This window comes from Enterococcus sp. AZ071, assembly GCF_050499065.1.
GTDB lineage: Bacteria > Bacillota > Bacilli > Lactobacillales > Enterococcaceae > Enterococcus_A > Enterococcus_A ferrettii.
Genome location: NZ_JBIPAS010000002.1, coordinates 561,923 through 578,770, shown reverse-complemented (window position 1 = coordinate 578,770; position 16,848 = coordinate 561,923). Strand labels below are relative to the sequence as shown.

Here is a 16,848-nt window from a genome sequence, read left to right as displayed (position 1 = left end):
CGATAACATGTATAAAATTGATGCAATTGGCAAAGCATGTCCATTACCAGTGATTGAAACAAAGAAAGCATTAAAGGAACATGAAGCGGTGGAGACGTTGGTTGATAATGAGATTGCCACACAAAATCTGAAAAAGATGGCGGATCAATTAGGGTATATTTACCAAATGGAACCCGACAAGGATAATTATCGAGTAAAAATTTCTAAGGGTAATGGCGACGCGGTGGATACAGAAGAGATAAAAGAATCACCAGAAATAGTGACAAACGAGGATTATATTGTAGTGGTAGATACTAATATTATGGGCCGCGGTTCAGATGAGCTTGGGAAAAATCTTTTAAAGATGTTCATTTATTCTATAACGGAACAAGATGTATTGCCAAAGCAAATTATTTTCTATAATGGTGGTGTAAGTCTTGTAACAGAGGGATCAGACTCATTAGAAGATTTGCAAGCCTTGGCGGATCAGGATGTAGAAATTTATGCCTGTGGTGCATGTTTGAATTTCTTTGAGCTGACAGAAAAAGTAGCCATTGGTGAAATCACTAACATGTACCGTATTGTGGAAATGATGCGACAAGCGCCAAAAGTGATGAAACCGTAAAGGAGCAGGCGATGCAAGAATATGGAGTGGTCCTTTTCTATTCCACCCATGAAGCTATGAAAGCTGAAAAACTAGCCAAAGAAGCCCAACTAAAGGTACGAATTATTCCTACTCCAGAGAAAATTCATGCCAGTTGCGGCTTTTCTTTGAAGTATGAGTTAGCAGAAGAGGAAATATTAAGTACACTTTTGCAGCAGGTGAAGTCTGAAAGCTTTTATCATGTGAAACGAGAAGGATTAAAAACAGACTATGAATTAAGAAAGGATCTTTAGATGGCGAATATTGTAATTGGAACTGCCGGCCATATTGATCATGGGAAAACAACCTTAATTAAGGCCTTGACGGGAATTGAGACGGATACAACCAAAGAAGAAAAAAAACGAGGAATGTCTATTAATCTAGGTTTCGCCTATTTAGATTTGTCTAACCATCAACGAGTAGGAATCGTAGATGTTCCTGGACATGAAAAGTTTATTAAAAATATGGTAGCTGGGTTACCAGGTATCAATTTAGTCCTGCTAGTTATTGATGCTGCAGAAGGAATTATGCCTCAGACGAAGGAACACATCGATATTTTGACGTTACTAGGTATTCAAGACTTCTTAGTGGTTTTAACCAAGGTTGATACGGTTGATCCAGAATTAAAGGAACTGGTAGTAGAGGATATTCGAGATCAATTGGCTGATACACCGTTAGCAGAGGTAGAGATTATTGAGACGGATGCTGTTAGTGGTACAGGAATTGAAAAACTATTGACGGCCATCCAAGTTCGCTCTGAGGAACTGTCTGAAAAAAACAGTACCGGGATCGCTCGTTTGAATATTGACCGAGTATTCAGTGTTAAGGGATTTGGTACGGTTATTACGGGTACGCTGTTGGATGGTACAGTCCAGTTGGGAGAAGAACTTTTTGTATACTCGAGTGGGAAAAAGGTTCGAGTTAGAAATATTCAGGTTCATGAACAAGATGTTCAGCAGGCTCAGGCGGGTCAGCGAACAGCTTTGAATCTGGCTAATATAAGTAAAGACGAATTGGAGCGAGGCGATGTATTGTCAGCCTCTGAAAGTCTGCAACCGACCTGGATGTTAGATGTAAAAGTCAAGTGTTTGCCTGAAGTTGAAATGGGAATTGGCCTATGGGATCGCGTTCGTTTATTGATTGGAACTAGGGAAGTCATGGCACGTACGGTACCTTTAGGAACGGAATGGATTAAACCTGGGACAGAAGGTTTTTTACAATTACGTTTAGAGGATCAAGTGGCAGTTAGGGAACGAGACCATTTTATATTGCGTTCCTATTCACCAATGCATACAATTGCTGGTGGAGAAGTTCTAGATGCTGCACCAACTAAACACCGTCGGTTCAAGGTAGAAATCTTAGAAAGCTTAAAAGCTAAAGAGGCAGGAAGTATTGAAGAGATCATTTTGGATTTCATGAATAATAAAAAACAGCCTTTTACTACATCAAAGGAACTGCACGAATATCTGGGGCAGTCTATTGAAGAATTACAGCCATTACTAAAAGAAATGGTAACTGATCAGCAAATCATTGATACGAAATCAGGTTATCTGGCTCAAAGTAGTTACCAAGCATTGCAAGAAAAAGCAATCGGCATCTTAAATGACTATCATAAGAAACATCGGTTACGTTTAGGAATGCCGGTAGAGGAATTTCGTTCACGCATGCGGAATCACTTAACTGAAAAGGAATTGTCAGCTTTGATTCGTCTATTGATAGAATCAGAAGTAGTCAAGGAACAGCAGGACAAATTGGCTGTTGCTGAGTTTACAGTTACTTTTAACAAATACCAACAACTTGCGAAAGAAAAAATTGAAACGGAGTTGGCTAAAAATGGTCATACTCCGGTTAAAAAAGATGCTTTGTATGGACTCGATAAAAATGCAGAGGAAGTATTAGAGGCACTAAACGGAGATTCCGTTATCTTTTTGACTCACGAATACGTATTATCGGCTAATATTTATTGGCAAGCGGTTCAAAAGGTTCGTAAAACAATTCAGGAACAAGAACAAATGACACTGGCAGATTTTCGTGACATGACCAACTCTAGTCGTAAATCATCAATGCTGATTTTAGAATATATGGATAAGCAAGAAATTACTAAAAGAGTGGAGAATTATCGGATTTTAGGTGCATCGAAAGAAACGGGTGAATAGGATGAGTCTATATTTTGACAATGCCGCTACTACAGTTCATAAACCTTCTGTTGTAGCTAAACGAGTAGCAGAGGTGTTGAGTGCTGACAGTTTCGGTAATCCATCACGGGGAGCTCATCTTTATTCTTTGCGGGCTTATCAGGTAGTTGAAGAAACTCGTGAAGCAATCAAGAAACTTTTCCATGCCACAGAAGGGTATGAGGTCGCTTTTACTAATAATGCGACAGTTGCATTAAATGAAGTGCTAAAAGGAATAATTCGACCAGGGGACCACGTAATAACAACCAGCTGGGAACACAATTCAGTACTTCGTCCTTTATATCAGTTAGAACAAGCGGGTGCTCAGTTAGATTTTGTTACTAGTGAAACATCAACTGGTTGTTTAAATTATCAAGAATTTGAGGAGAAAGTACGACCAGAGACCAAGGTAGTGGTATGCAATCATGCGAGTAATGTGACGGGAAATGTATTGGATTTGGAGCGAGTAAAGGCCTTTTGTAAAAAGTATGATTTGTTGCTAGTTCTTGATATTTCTCAAACAGCTGGAGTTTTATCGATCGATTTAGGCGATGAAGAAATTGCAGCTGTTTGTTTTACCGGACATAAATCGTTGTATGGACCACAAGGGACAGGGGGTGTCTGTGTACGTAAAGACATAGTAGTTGAACCTGTATTAACTGGTGGCGACGGTATGCGTTCATTTTCTAAGACACAACCAAAGGAATTCCCTACGTTATTAGAAGCGGGAACAGCAAATGTTCCAGGAATTGCAGGTTTAGGGGCTGCTGTCCAATGGGGATTAGAAAACCCAGCACCCGCGCAAGAAATAGTTGGTCGCTATTTCATTAAAAGGCTTCAGGAACTTCCTAATATTTCTGTATATGGAGATATGAATCAGCAGCGAGTAAATGTTTTTTCTTTAAATATTGCTGACGCTGATTCGGCTTTAGTGAGTGATTTATTATGGGAAGACTATGAAATTGCCACACGTTCGGGTTATCATTGTGCCCCCTTGATGCACGAAGCATTGGGAACTGCAGCACGAGGAACCGTTCGATTTTCTTTTTCTCGTTTTACTACTCAGAAAGAAATTGATCAGGTAGTACAGGCATTGAGTGAAGTTGCTGGAAGGAAGTAGGAAGATTATGGTGAAAAGTATTCAAGAGCTTTTAGCACAATTGCCGGCAGTGGATATTCTTTTGAAACGTCCCGCGATTGAACAGTTAGCCACGGAGTATCCTAGAGGAGCGATAAAAGCAGCGATTCAAGAAGTTCTTGGTAATATTCGTCGAGAAGTGCTGCAGCAAATACGTCAAGATTTACCGCAATTGCCAACTATTGAACAAATGATTACTGAAGAACTAATACAACATCAATTTTCTTTACGTCGTGTGATTAACGGAACAGGTACTGTAATTCATACCAATCTAGGAAGATCCTCTTTAAGTAAACGAGTCCAACAGCAGGTAGAAGATATTAGTTTTCACTATTCTAATTTAGAGTTTGACTTAGAATCTGGGGAAAGGGGTTCTCGCTACAGCCACTTAACGGAAATTATTAAGGAGTTAACTGGTGCTGAAGATGTATTAGTAGTTAATAACAATGCGGCGGCGGTTTTACTAGTTCTGAGTACGCTAATCAAGGGCCAGGAAGTTTTGGTTTCTCGAGGAGAGTTGGTGGAAATAGGCGGTGCTTTTCGTATTCCTGATGTAGTGACCTCCAGTGGAGGAAAAATTGTAGAAGTTGGGACAACCAACAAAACCCATTTAAATGATTACCAACAGGCAGTGAATGAAGAAACTGGCGGAATTTTGAAAGTGCATACGAGCAATTATCGAATTGTCGGTTTTACAGAAAGTGTCCCTATACCAGAATTGGCGAAAATAGCCGATCATACCGCTATTCCATTGATTAATGATTTAGGTAGCGGCTTATTTATTGATATGCGACAATTTGGGTTACCATATGAACCAACAGTTAAGGAAGCACTGGATCAAGGCTGTGATATAGTAACTTTTAGTGGTGATAAATTATTAGGTGGGCCACAGGCAGGTATTATTGTAGGTAAAAAGAAATATATTCAACAGATGAAAAAAAACCAACTATTGCGAGCATTGCGGATCGATAAAATGACCTTAAGTGCTTTGGAGGCAACCTTTGAATTATACCTCGATCCAACGCAAGCAATTCAAGAAATTCCTGTTTTACGTATGTTGTCATTAACAGAAGAGGACTGTCTGAGCAAAGCAACAATTTTAGCAGAGAAACTAGAAAAAAATACTAATGATTTAACTATAACTGTTGAAAAGGATGCCAGTGCAGTCGGAGGCGGTTCTTATCCTGAACATTCGTTGCCAACTTATGTCGTATCGATTTATTCGGATGTTATTTCGGCAGAATCTTTGCAACAAAAGCTGCGGGAAAGTCGTATGCCAATAATTAGTCGCATAAAAAACAAAAAAAATTATTTGGATGTACGAACAATTGAGGATGAGGAATTCGCGTTCATAACTTCAGCGATCAGAACATTAGCATAATGGGAGTAAAAGACTCAAACGATGGAGCAAAAATCCATGTTTGAGTCTTTTTTTCATATGACAAAATTGTTAGTTCTTTTTGTCTTTGTTCGATGGAGCGTTTTTCTAATTCAGCCTATACTACAAGAAAAAACAAAGGAGCGATATAAATTGAAAAAACTTTTAATTGGCTTAATCACATTGATTGTTATTGGAGTAGCTGCCCTAAAAATAGCTGATATTGTCGTTATGGGAGGAGATAGCTATTATGTTCAAGTAACAACGGATGGAACAAAGCAGAATGAAACCGATAGTCAAGGCCAAACTTATACAAAATATCAATACCAACTCCCAGGCTATGATCAAAATGGTGAGGAAAAGAGTATGGATTTCTCTACAGTAAAAGAACGTCCATTACGTAAAGAAGCTTTTTTGAAATTGACGTGGAACAAGAATAAGGGGGTCACTTCGTTTGAAGAAGTAAAAGAAAAAGAAGTCCCTAAAAAAGCGCAAGAAAAATTATTGGAGGCAAATTAATGGAAACAATAGTAAAAATACAAGACGTGAAAAAAGTATATGGTAAGAAAAATGAAAAAAAGACAGAGGCTCTAAAAGGAATTTCCTTTGAAGTGAACAAAGGAGAATTTATTGGCATCATGGGAGCATCAGGTTCAGGAAAATCAACTTTATTAAATTTATTGTCAACGTTGGATAATCCAACGGAGGGGAATATTTTGATAAACCAAAAAGATGTTTCTACTCTGAAAGGAAATCGTCTAGCTGATTTTCGTGGCAAGGAAATTGGGTTCATTTTTCAAGACTTTAATTTGTTAGAAAATTTAACCGCTGCCGAAAATATAGCGGTTCCTTTGTCATTACAAGGGGTAAAGCCAAAAATAATTAAGAGAGAGGTTCAAAAGATAGCGCAACGTTTGTCGATTGACCATATTTTAGATAGTTATCCAACGGCTATATCTGGTGGTCAAAAGCAACGGGTGGCAGCCGCTCGGGCTTTAGTGACCCAACCGACAATACTATTAGGAGATGAGCCGACGGGCGCTTTGGATTCAAAAAGTGCCAAAGATTTATTGGACACAATGGAAGAATTAAATCGTGAGGATCAAGTTTCTATTTTATTAGTAACCCATGATCCGCTATCTGCCAGTTATTGCCAGCGAATCTTATTTATTAAAGATGGCGTAATTTATCAGCAAATTCAGCGGGGTGAAAAAAGTCGCGAAAAATTTTATCGAGATATTTTATCAGCTTTAGGAAACCTTGAACAGTAGAAGGAGTATGTGTATGTTAGTCAAGTTATCATTAACAGGAGTAAAAAGCCGTTTGCGGGACTATTTAGTCTTGTTTTCTGGCTTAGTAATGGCAGCAGCCATCTTTTATATGTTTCAATCTATGGCTAGTAATGAAGCCTTTCTAAAAAGCAATTCGTTGGTTTCATCAATAGTCTTTATCTTCTATTTTGGCACTGTCCTACTATCGATTATTACGTTAGTCTACATTTTTTATGCCAATTCCTTTTTGATGGCAATGCGTCAAAAGGATTATGGCATGTTTATGATGTTGGGAGCTAAAGCAAAAAAAATTGCTCAAATGATTTTTATTGAAACATTTTTGATTGGGATTCTCGCAACTATTTGTGGTTCAATTGTGGGACTTGGATTAACTTCGGTAGTGAATCATCTATTGACAACTAAACTCAATATTCAAATTCAACACTTTTCACCGCTTAATGGGAAAGCATTCTTAGTGACCGTTGTTTTCTTTACAATTTTATTTTTGATTGCAGCTGTTTCAAATGCGACAGTAATTGCTAAAAAACCAATCTTGACCTTGTTGCGGGAAAACCAAACGCCGCTGCAAGTAAAACGTCGTAAATCGGGCTTGTTTTTTGAAGCATTGCTGGGTGTAATTTTACTGATAGCTGGTTATGTCATGATGGATCAACTAATGGTTCTTCAGCTTTTGGGAATTGCGGGAGCACTGGTTACGATTGTATTAGGCACCTATTTTGTATTCCATTCAGTCATTGTCTTTATTTTGTCCATGCTGAAAAAAGTAGATAATATTGCCTTTAAGAAACTAAATAATTTTACTCTATCACAATTAAGTTTTCGCATGCAGGAATATACACGAATTTTGTCAATGGTAGCCATGCTAGTTGCTTTAGCTTTGGGTGCTTTAACAGTAGGATTAGGTTTCCGCAATGAGATTCCTAAAATGGCCAATGCAGTGACACCGTATGACCTTGTACTAAATAATGCTCAAAAAGTGGATCAGCAAAAAGTGTCAGCGTTAAATCCAACGACAGATGTGAACTATCAATTTAAAGAAGACGCCGAGAATATTTACTATTTAACGGAAGAGTTCAATCAAAACCCAATTTCTACTCATGAGTTCAAACAAGATCGCTCAGTAAAGGTTAAAAAATATACAGGCTCAGAAATGCAGAATAATATTACGGCTCAGGATGCGATACGTTCGGTAGAATTACCAGATCAACAAAGCAAGGAAATGCATCTAGTTTCTCAGGCTGAATTTGATGCTATTGATCAATCAATTGATGAGTTGCAATTGGTTCAAGTAAATGACTTTTTGAAACAGTTGAAACCTATCCAAGCTTTGGCTCACGAGAATGAGAAAAATAATCCATCAATTGATGAAGACGGTATTGGTAGTTTTTCACAAAAGGTTTCTGCTTATAATTCTTACAATATCATGTTTTCTGGATTTGAATTTATGGGTTTCTTCTTAGGATTAGCCTTTCTAACAATGTTAGCAAGCTGTCTAATGTTTAAAATTTTATCAGGAGCTTATAGCGATGTTCAACGTTATCGTATGCTTAATAAGATTGGTGCACGTCAATCATTATTGAAACAATCTATTCGCAGAGAAATTGGAGTTCTATTTTTAGGACCTGGCTTCTTAGGAATGGTTCATGTACTTTTTGGACTGCAAATGTTCACAGCATTTTTGAGCGATCCTTATCAAGCGTTATGGATACCATTTGGGATATTTTTCCTTTTATATTTGATTTATTATGTGATTACTGTTTGGATGTATACACACTTAGTAATTGAACAACAAGAGTAAGTTTCAGATGGTTTGTTATTTTATATAATGCAGATAGAATTATGAAAAAAAAACGATAAAAGGTTAAAATTTTTTAAGTGTTTAGACTGAAAGTTTTCTTGACTCAACAAGTATGGTTACACTAATCGGACATTTATAGCTGATCTTCTAGAATAAACTGTAAAAATCCTAAATAATTTATCAGAAGGACCCGTTCTTTTATCAAAAGGTCTATAGTGTATGGAGGAGAGTTTAATAGTAGAAAGAAGTGGTTTTGATGAACCGAATTAGACGAGTAATTACCAATCGCTGGGTAATTTTACTGGTTGTCGGTCTCTTATTTTGGGCTAAAACAATGCTAGCTTATTACTTAGATTTTTCGTTAGGAGTCAAGGGAACCATTCAAACGATGATTTTGTGGATTAATCCGGTTGCAACAACCACTCTAATTTTTGGGATTTTTCTTTACGTTAAAAAAATTAAACCAGCATTAATCACTTTGTTTGTCTTGGATGTATTGAATACTCTGATTTTATATTTGAACATTATTTTTTATCGAGAGTTTACGGATTTCGTTACAGTTAAGTCAGTTTTAGGTTTTTCGAAGGTTTCGGATGGTATTTCAGGAAGCTCATTTGCTTTAATGAACGGACATGATATTTTTTATTGGTTGGATATTTTAGCGTTTCTAGGAATTTTATTATGGCTGTTCATTAAGAAAATACCGTTGGTTAGTCCGTCAGTTAAAAAGCCGGCTGCTATTGCTATGACAGCATTGTCTGTTTTGTTTTTCACAGTAAATTTATCCTTAAGCGAAGCAAATCGTCCTCAATTATTGCAGCGAACCTTTGATCGTTCCTACATTGTAAAATATTTAGGATTAGATGCTTTTACGGTATATGATGGAATCACTACTGAAATGGCCAATAGTGTAAGAGCGCATGCTTCTAGTAATGGTCTAGATGAAGTAAAAAAATACACGGACAGTCACTATGCTGCAGCTGATCCAAATTTATTTGGGGTGGCTAAGGGTAAGAATGTGATTGTTATTCACTTGGAAAGTTTCCAACAATTTTTAATTGGAATGAAGGTTGATGGTCAGGAGGTAACACCTTTTTTAAATAGTCTTTATAGTGACAAGCAAACCTTAGGCTTTGATAATTTTTTCCATGAAGTAGGTCAAGGCAAGACGAGTGATGCAGAAAATATGCTGGAAACGGGTACGTTTGGTTTGCCGCAAGGGTCGCTATTTACCCAGTTGGGTTCAGACAATGTCTTTCAAGGTGCTCCAGCCATTTTAAATCAATCAGCAGGATACACCAGTGCTGTTTTCCATGGAAACGTTGGTAGCTTTTGGAATCGAGACCATGTGTATAAGAATTTAGGTTATGAAAACTTTTTTGACCGTTCTTACTTCAATCAATCAGATGAAAGTTTGGGTTATGGAATTTTAGATAAGGATATGCTGAGAGAATCAGCAGGGCATTTAGAACATTTACAACAGCCTTTTTATGCTAAATTCTTAACGGTAACGAATCATACACCTTATTATACTGATGACAAAAATTTCAATTTCCCTTCATTGAATACTGGTGATAGTGTTGTAGATGATTATGTGCGAACGGCTCATTACTTGGATGAATCACTGCAACAGTTCTTCACGTATTTAAAAAATGCAGGGATTTATCAGAATTCTATTTTTATGATTTATGGTGATCATTTTGGTATTTCTGATACGAATAATAAAGATTTGGCACAAGCGTTAGGAAAAGATCCAAGCACATGGAGTAACTTTGATAATGCTCAAATGCAACGGGTACCTTTGATGTTTCATATACCAGGTTTCGAAAATGGTGGGGTGCAGCATCAATATGGTGGCGAAATTGATGTATTGCCAACGTTGTTGCATTTAGTAGGTATTGATGATAAAAGCTATATTCATTTTGGAACGGATCTTTTTTCACCACAGCATAATCAAGTAGTTGCCTTTAGAAATGGCGATTTTGTTACTCCGCAATACACGGAACTAGGCGGACAAACTTATGACAATCAAACAGGTCAAGTAGTTGATCCCACAGCGGTAGGAATTGCTGATCAAGTGGATAAGGATCAAAAGCAGGTGAAGACTGCTTTATCCTTATCTGATAAGCTAAATCAAGAAAATTTACTGCGTTTTTATACACCACAGGGATTTACTCCTGTGGAGGCTAAGAAATATGATTATCATAATTTAGATGATAAAAATGCAGCAGTTGAAAAAGAAAAAGGTCAAAAATCAACAAGTGTCTATTCCCAAAACGGGAATCAGACCACTGCTAATTTATATCCAGCTGAATAATGAGTATGAGAACAGGCAAAAGTTTATAGTGAACGATACACTTTAAACTTTTGCCTGTTCTCTTATTTTGATAAAATAAAAAAGCCAATCACTAGTGATCAGCTTGGCTAAGCATTATTGGCGGGAATGTGTGGGAATCGAACCCACCCAAGAAGCTACTAACTCCTCATACTGGTTTTGAAGACCAGAGGGCACACCAGAACCCATCCACTCCCGAAACAAGATAATTTTATCATTCTTTGGCAGCTCAATCAACCGTTTTTATAACAAAAGGCAGATTACTTACTAAATTAATGGGAAGATACTTTTAAAAGCGACAGTGCTCAATATATCAGCAAAATGAACGATAGCCTTCTCAAAAAAGAGAAGGCTATCTAACTAATCAATATTCATATTCTAAAGTTGAGGGTGTAGACTATTACTAAAAATTAACTATTTCTCGTTTAAACGATGTATTCCCAAATCCTTCTAATACATCCTTGTAACCCTATAGTTACGCCAGATTGATTAAATTTCATCAAAATGAGTTAAAGTGTCGCATAAAAATATTTTTCGTATTAATTTATTATATCATGTTTTTATGGAAGCTGCGAAGCACAATAGTCAGAATTTAACACTTATTAAGAATTGGAGAAATATAGATCCTTCGTACGTTCTTTTTTCTCCCCAAACTCGTTCTTTGAAAGGATATATAGGTTAATTTATTCATATCTTTTGCAAAAGGGGAAATAGAAAAAACCGATTAGGATGCACAATCAACAAGTAAATTGTAGCGTTAGCAGAACAGTATTCAAAGTAAAAAAACATGGCAAATATTGATAAAAAGACAAAACAAAAGGCATCTACTATTGACTTCTAGTAGATGCCTTTACAGAGAACTGGAACCGTTCATTTGAGAATTGCACTCCTTATGCGATTTTTTTCAATTCTTGTACTGCTTGTTCGATAGTAACACCGGTAGCAAATTGATTTGCATCCTCTTCATTAAAAACGATGAAAAGATTCAATTCAGTATCCAAAGTTACTCGATAAGTTAATTCTTTGTTATAGAATGTCATATTCATTCTCCTTTCTTTGTACTAACGAAAGGCAACTATTACGCTGATAACGAAATTCCATCTACAATTGTAGCATAAATGGGAATAGTTGACTACTACGTTGTTTTGAAGAGGATTCCCTTCACCTTTTATTGTATAGAGTATCTGTTTTGAATAAATGAAGTTTGAGTAAATAATTTGTAAAACTAAAAAATCATGGTTGTTTTTATGTATTAGCATGTTAAGCTTTTATTGAAAGCGTTATTATTAATTTGTGAATGGAAGAGGAAAAATAATGAAAAAGCCAATAGATAAAATTTCCATCGTTTTTGGATATATCCTAATTATTTTAGGGATCGCATTCCCTTTTGTCCAAGGAATTGAAAAGAAATATACAGTTTTTGGAGCTTGGTTTACGAGCTTATTTAATCATGATTTTTTTGCATTTTGGCAACACAACTTTGCTTCTGGGACACAAGCAATGGTTGGAAGTGGCTTACTGCTGTTGCTAATTATTTTTAGTTTTGCAGAAGCTGTTGGATTAACATTTGACTACAGAAATATGCTATTACCAAAAATGAAAAATGTTAGTTTATTTTTCCTGATGATCGGGGTCGCTTATTTGCAGTTCTTTCAAGTAAATATTGCGCTGCTATTCGTTCCAGGATTGGCATTTATTGAGTTTATGCTGTCACGTTATCTTGACGGAAAACCAGAGCGAGATCGAGAATATGCTGAGACTAAGGCTGCTAAGCTCACTATGAAAGAAGACAAAAAGGAGAGATTAGACTTTAAAGGTACATACCCTAAACTGCTAAAAAAAATCATTCGAAAAAATTGGCTGTTTTATCGTCAAGATTCCGTCATATTGGTTGTAGGCAATCTAGTGTCATATACTTCTGTTGTTTTACTATTGGTTTTTTATCGTTCATTCTCGGTGCTTCATAGTCAGGAGAGTATCTTTAATAAAACTGGCTTATTACGGATATTCATTGAGTCTGGTGGGATATTGGGTCTATTATTATTGATTTTTTTAACTTATGTTACCGGGGTTTATTTGTCTTTTAGAACAGCTAATAATGGACTTTGGATTCTTTTGGGTATTCGACGAAAGACCTATTTGTGGATGCTTATTAGAGAATATCTTTTAAATATTAGCTTAGCTGTAGTTTTTGGTACTTTTTTGTTGCTGCCAATAGTTAGAGTAGATTGGTTAGTTTTTGTGATAGCGATACTGATTCAATTGATGTTTTCGGTTTTAACATTGGCTTTTCATCAAGAACAAATTTTGCGTCTTTTACAGTTTAAGCATAAAGAATCGGTCGATGTACGTAAAGGAAATGTCAAATATCCAATTATTTGGTTAAGTGTAGGGATAGTTTCTCTAGTCATTACCTTTTTATGGTTTAGCCGCCGAAAATCTTCAGAAACATACTTTATCTTTGCTCCATTAGCGATTGGGTTACTTGGTATAGTATATGGTGGAGCAGCTCTTGGACAGCAGCTATTGAAACACAGCCACAGCTATTATGAACAATTTTTGAATTTTACTGATTTTTTCTATCAATTTCGTAAGAGTGTTAGTTTAGTTGTGCTTTTGATTCTATTGCAAGTGTTTTGTATGGGCATTTTGATTCCTAGAATCATTACGTATCAAATGACAGAAGAAGCAACTATTTTTCCCTACACTATTATGGCAAAAGTCAAAGCTGAAGATGTTCTTCAACTGAAGAAAATTAGTGAAGAACAAAATGCTGAAATGAACATATTTCCGATGTTACCCATTACTTCGGTCGATGGGGATCCTGAACCGGAAATGTATGGTACACAACGTCCGGTGATGATTATCCAAGGGCAGCATGTAGGGATATCAGAGGATACCTATCAACTATTACGGAAGAAAATTGGAATGAATGAACAACCACTGCACTTAGCAAAGGGATTCTGGCATGTAGTTTACCAACAGACTATCAGTATTCAAGCGCAACCGATTGACTGGGATCCAGGAAGCTCGTTGCCACGTTTGCGAATTGGCCAACCTTTGGAAGAGTATGACACAGCAAATGTCGATAATCTATTTCCTATACGTCAGATTCAAAGCGAGGAACGGTCTATTTTAACCGGAATGTTTCAACGAGGATTGCAAGAAAATCTAATTGTTTTATCAAATAAAGATTTTCAACAAGCCGTAAAAGAACAGCCCAATTTCGCTCGACAGTTGGTTTTGATTCGTACAGCTGACGAAGAGACTATGGTCAAAGAATTAGCGTTTTTGTCTGAAAAGTATGCTGATGAACGTCGCTGGGACGAGTCGATTCAGCCATTTTATGCGAGAGGGCAACGAAAGCAAAATGTTGTTACTGAAAATAAACTGGAAATGATGGTTTTAATCTTTTTAGTTATTATCAGTCAGCTGCTGTGCTTTAGTTTACTTTTAAATAAATATGTTAGTGAAAAAAATGTCTGGACGGACCGGCAAAATCTACTTGGCTTATTAGGCATTCGTGAAAGAGATCGGCGAAAATTGGTGAATCGTCAACTACGATTATTTCTTCTATTACCAATTGTATTAGCTGTAGGTACAAGTATGGGGTTTATTTTTACAATGTTTGGCTTACGATTTTTTAATCAAGTAGAACGTCAGGAATTCTGGAGTCACTTTTTATCAGCAATTATCGGGTACATTTTTATTTGGTATTGCGGTTATCGCTGGTGCGGAAATCAAATTATAAAGTGGGTGATCTGATGACAGCAATTATTACAGCTAAGAATGTTTTCAAAAGTTACGGGGAACAACATGTGCTAAAGGGGATCGATTTACAGCTTGATCAAGGCGATTATGTGAGTATTATGGGCCGTTCAGGTTGCGGTAAAACTACGTTACTAAAAATATTGGGCATGGTTAATTCACCCACCTCTGGAAAAGTTTTCTTTGAGGGGAAAGATACACAGGAGTTGTATCCAGATGAATTATCGGATATTCGGCGCCGTAAATTAGGATTTGTTTTCCAAGATTTCCAATTGATGGAGAGTATTACGGTACGGGAGAATATTCTGCTGCCGGCTATTTTAGATAAACGCAATCTCAACGAAATAGAGCAGCAATTAAAACCCTTGATTGATACCTTGAGAATCGAACCTTTGTTGGATAAACTCCCTCAAACCTTATCAGTAGGAGAAAAGCAGCGAACAGCTATTTGTCGAGCCCTGGTTAATCAACCAAGAATTATTTTAGCTGATGAACCGACGGGTAATCTCGACAGCAATGCAGGTGCGGAAGTTTTAGCTATTTTTAAGCGCATCAATGAAGCAATGGGTGTAACTATTCTAATGATCACTCATGATAATAAAGTTGCCAATAGCGCGAAGAGTGTGATCTTCTTGAAGGATGGTAAAATTTATGACCGAATGAAAACAGCTGGAAAAATAACGGAGTGGGAAATTGCTGAAAAAATGGTTGAAGTGTAACCTCTCAAAGGAATGATGATAGAAGTAAAATGCCGATAAAAATATCCGAACTCTACGAGATGAACATTCTTAAATGACGAGATCATTTTTTATAGTTCGGATCATCTTATTATTTATTCATGCGCCAGTAGTCCATCTAAGTAGGAGATAGCATTTTTTAGATTATCAAAAAAATCAAGATGTCTTTTTTTTGTCCACAACCAGAACATAAGTTCGTGTACATTTATATGAGGAGGTGGCCACTTCTAAAATAGAAACAAGAGAAAGGATTGATTTTTATGGCAAGTATTGAAGGAGTAATTAATTGGTTTAAGGCAAGAGAAGGAAAGGTTACCTATTCCATGACTAACAGAATGGGACCGAATAGTTATGACTGCAGTTCTTCCGTTTATTTCGCATTAATGGAGGCAGGATTTCTGCCATCTGGAACAGCGGTAGGTAATACGGACAGCTTGTATCGATTAGAAGGTAGTGTATTGCAGTCGATTGGAAGAGGCGAAGTTCGTAAAGGAGATCTTTTTGTCTCCGGTGTTAAGGGCGGATCTGGCGGATCTGGTGGTCATACGGGGGTCTTTTTAGATAATCAGACAATCATTCATTGTACTTTAGCTCCTGCTTATGGGAAAAATGGAATTGTAACAACCCCTGCTCAAGGTTGGATGGGTGATTACAGCGGCTTACCTGTTTATTATTATCGGTTGAAAAACAGTACACCCACACCACCACCTGTTCCAACTTCTAAATTTAAAGTAGGCCAAAAGGTACACTTTTCTAATAGTGCTACGAAATGGCATGGAGGTAACTCGATTAACTATGATGATATGATGCGAGGGTATAATGTATCGAAAATCAATAATGATGGTTCTCTTTACATTCGAACATTAGATGATGCTTGGGGAGGGAATGTTTTAGAAAAAGATTTGATGCTATTCAGATCAAATACAATTAGTTCGAATGAGGTTGTTAAACTGAGCGCTGCGGCAAGTCATTGGGCCAAGGAGATGTAATTAATATTGAAAATAAGACAACCCGATCTTTTATTGTTAAAGATCGAAAAGACAACCAGTTGCTTTTATATTCAGATGCGGCAAATGGTTGGGAGGTATGGGCTTATGACTGGGATTGTTTGTTAGAGCGGAAGCATAAGATTATCCCTGCTGGTGCTACTGAGCGATATGTTGCTATGAACAAAAATACGACCCGATGGAACGCGTACAAAGCAGTATCCACCAACGTCAAAATTAGTCTTTCAGAATATGACTCAGTATATAAAGTTACTGGTGGAAATGCTGAAGGAACTAGAATGGCCTCGGCATCAAATCCAGAAGTTTTTGGTTGGGTAAATAGTAGCCAAGTAAGCCCAGCACCTAAAAATCAAATCACTCGAGGGGCTTTAGTAAAACTTCGTGCTCAAGCAACTCACTGGGCAAATGGAGATGCAATCAATATTGAAAACAAAACAACCCGAACTTTCTTAGTGAAAGAGCGCCAAGCAAATCAATTGCTGATTTATTCTAATGCAGCCTCTGGCTGGCAAGCATAGGCTTACGATTGGGATGTAATTAAGTAACTAGAAGTACTAGAAGTACCAAAGAAGCGAAAAGTGAACGAACTTTTCGCTTCT

14 protein-coding genes and 1 tRNA gene are annotated in these 16,848 nt (G+C 37.0%); 13 read left to right on the top strand and 2 right to left on the bottom strand.

Annotated elements, in window-relative coordinates:
* Window positions 1–7 precede the first annotated feature (7 nt).
* The 9 genes from yedF (at window position 8) to IGI49_RS21275 (ending at window position 10,719) form a co-directional block, all read left to right on the top strand.
* Entirely contained in the window at window positions 8–604 is a 597-nt protein-coding gene (gene yedF / locus IGI49_RS21315) for a sulfurtransferase-like selenium metabolism protein YedF (RefSeq protein ID WP_429965587.1), read from the top strand.
* A gap of 11 nt (window positions 605–615) precedes the next feature.
* Window positions 616–876, top strand: coding sequence for a DUF3343 domain-containing protein (locus IGI49_RS21310; RefSeq protein WP_207702722.1), 261 nt, complete (start codon window positions 616–618; stop codon window positions 874–876).
* On the top strand, window positions 877–2,778 hold the full coding sequence (gene selB, locus IGI49_RS21305) for a selenocysteine-specific translation elongation factor (protein ID WP_429965588.1): 1,902 nt from the start codon (window positions 877–879) through the stop codon (window positions 2,776–2,778).
* 1 nt (window position 2,779) lies between these two features.
* Entirely contained in the window at window positions 2,780–3,916 is a 1,137-nt protein-coding gene (locus IGI49_RS21300) for an aminotransferase class V-fold PLP-dependent enzyme (RefSeq protein ID WP_429965589.1), read from the top strand.
* Between the two features lie 7 nt (window positions 3,917–3,923).
* A complete protein-coding gene (gene selA / locus IGI49_RS21295) occupies window positions 3,924–5,315 on the top strand; it encodes an L-seryl-tRNA(Sec) selenium transferase (RefSeq protein ID WP_429965590.1) in 1,392 nt (463 codons plus the stop codon).
* A 150-nt stretch (window positions 5,316–5,465) separates the two neighbouring features.
* Window positions 5,466–5,831, top strand: coding sequence for a YxeA family protein (locus IGI49_RS21290; protein WP_429965591.1), 366 nt, complete (start codon window positions 5,466–5,468; stop codon window positions 5,829–5,831).
* A complete protein-coding gene (locus IGI49_RS21285; protein WP_429965592.1) occupies window positions 5,831–6,583 on the top strand; it encodes an ABC transporter ATP-binding protein in 753 nt (250 codons plus the stop codon). The genes IGI49_RS21290 and IGI49_RS21285 overlap by 1 nt, the downstream gene beginning before the upstream one ends.
* Window positions 6,584–6,596: 13 nt before the next feature.
* A complete protein-coding gene (locus tag IGI49_RS21280; protein ID WP_429965593.1) occupies window positions 6,597–8,402 on the top strand; it encodes an ABC transporter permease in 1,806 nt (601 codons plus the stop codon).
* 256 nt (window positions 8,403–8,658) lie between these two features.
* Window positions 8,659–10,719 (top strand): LTA synthase family protein, encoded by a 2,061-nt coding sequence (locus tag IGI49_RS21275; RefSeq protein ID WP_207702729.1) that lies wholly within the window; start codon window positions 8,659–8,661, stop codon window positions 10,717–10,719.
* A 118-nt stretch (window positions 10,720–10,837) separates the two neighbouring features.
* On the opposite strand, the gene IGI49_RS21270 is transcribed toward IGI49_RS21275, so the two are convergent.
* Both IGI49_RS21270 and IGI49_RS21265 read right to left on the bottom strand, forming a co-directional pair.
* A tRNA-Sec gene (locus tag IGI49_RS21270) sits at window positions 10,838–10,934 on the bottom strand.
* Between the two features lie 693 nt (window positions 10,935–11,627).
* Complete coding sequence (locus IGI49_RS21265; RefSeq protein WP_207702730.1) at window positions 11,628–11,777, bottom strand: hypothetical protein; 150 nt, start codon at window positions 11,775–11,777, stop codon at window positions 11,628–11,630.
* Window positions 11,778–12,051: 274 nt separating this feature from the next.
* On the opposite strand from IGI49_RS21265, the gene IGI49_RS21260 reads away from it, so the two are divergent.
* The 4 genes from IGI49_RS21260 to IGI49_RS21245 all read left to right on the top strand — a co-directional run bounded on the left by IGI49_RS21260 (window position 12,052) and on the right by IGI49_RS21245 (window position 16,767).
* Window positions 12,052–14,502, top strand: a complete 2,451-nt coding sequence (locus IGI49_RS21260) for a hypothetical protein (protein ID WP_429965594.1) — start codon at window positions 12,052–12,054, stop codon at window positions 14,500–14,502.
* Window positions 14,502–15,224 carry an ABC transporter ATP-binding protein gene (locus IGI49_RS21255; RefSeq protein ID WP_429965595.1) on the top strand — a complete coding sequence of 241 codons (723 nt, stop codon included), beginning with the start codon at window positions 14,502–14,504 and terminating at the stop codon, window positions 15,222–15,224. The genes IGI49_RS21260 and IGI49_RS21255 overlap by 1 nt, the downstream gene beginning before the upstream one ends.
* A gap of 278 nt (window positions 15,225–15,502) precedes the next feature.
* Window positions 15,503–16,231 carry a peptidoglycan amidohydrolase family protein gene (locus IGI49_RS21250; RefSeq protein ID WP_429965596.1) on the top strand — a complete coding sequence of 243 codons (729 nt, stop codon included), beginning with the start codon at window positions 15,503–15,505 and terminating at the stop codon, window positions 16,229–16,231.
* Window positions 16,213–16,767 carry a hypothetical protein gene (locus IGI49_RS21245; RefSeq protein ID WP_429965597.1) on the top strand — a complete coding sequence of 185 codons (555 nt, stop codon included), beginning with the start codon at window positions 16,213–16,215 and terminating at the stop codon, window positions 16,765–16,767. The genes IGI49_RS21250 and IGI49_RS21245 overlap by 19 nt, the downstream gene beginning before the upstream one ends.
* Window positions 16,768–16,848: the final 81 nt, after the last annotated feature.

Excerpts from the sequence above, each read along its gene's own strand:
- IGI49_RS21250 (WP_429965596.1), top strand. The coding sequence starts at position 15,503 with ATGGCAAGTATTGAAGGAGTAATTAATTGGTTTAAGGCAAGAGAAGGA.
- IGI49_RS21300 (WP_429965589.1), top strand. The coding sequence starts at position 2,780 with ATGAGTCTATATTTTGACAATGCCGCTACTACAGTTCATAAACCTTCT.
- selA (WP_429965590.1), top strand. The coding sequence starts at position 3,924 with ATGGTGAAAAGTATTCAAGAGCTTTTAGCACAATTGCCGGCAGTGGAT.
- selB (WP_429965588.1), top strand. The coding sequence starts at position 877 with ATGGCGAATATTGTAATTGGAACTGCCGGCCATATTGATCATGGGAAA.
- yedF (WP_429965587.1), top strand. The coding sequence starts at position 8 with ATGTATAAAATTGATGCAATTGGCAAAGCATGTCCATTACCAGTGATT.
- IGI49_RS21310 (WP_207702722.1), top strand. The coding sequence starts at position 616 with ATGCAAGAATATGGAGTGGTCCTTTTCTATTCCACCCATGAAGCTATG.
- IGI49_RS21260 (WP_429965594.1), top strand. The coding sequence starts at position 12,052 with ATGAAAAAGCCAATAGATAAAATTTCCATCGTTTTTGGATATATCCTA.
- IGI49_RS21255 (WP_429965595.1), top strand. The coding sequence starts at position 14,502 with ATGACAGCAATTATTACAGCTAAGAATGTTTTCAAAAGTTACGGGGAA.
- IGI49_RS21275 (WP_207702729.1), top strand. The coding sequence starts at position 8,659 with ATGAACCGAATTAGACGAGTAATTACCAATCGCTGGGTAATTTTACTG.
- IGI49_RS21280 (WP_429965593.1), top strand. The coding sequence starts at position 6,597 with ATGTTAGTCAAGTTATCATTAACAGGAGTAAAAAGCCGTTTGCGGGAC.
- IGI49_RS21265 (WP_207702730.1), bottom strand. The coding sequence starts at position 11,777 with ATGACATTCTATAACAAAGAATTAACTTATCGAGTAACTTTGGATACT.
- IGI49_RS21285 (WP_429965592.1), top strand. The coding sequence starts at position 5,831 with ATGGAAACAATAGTAAAAATACAAGACGTGAAAAAAGTATATGGTAAG.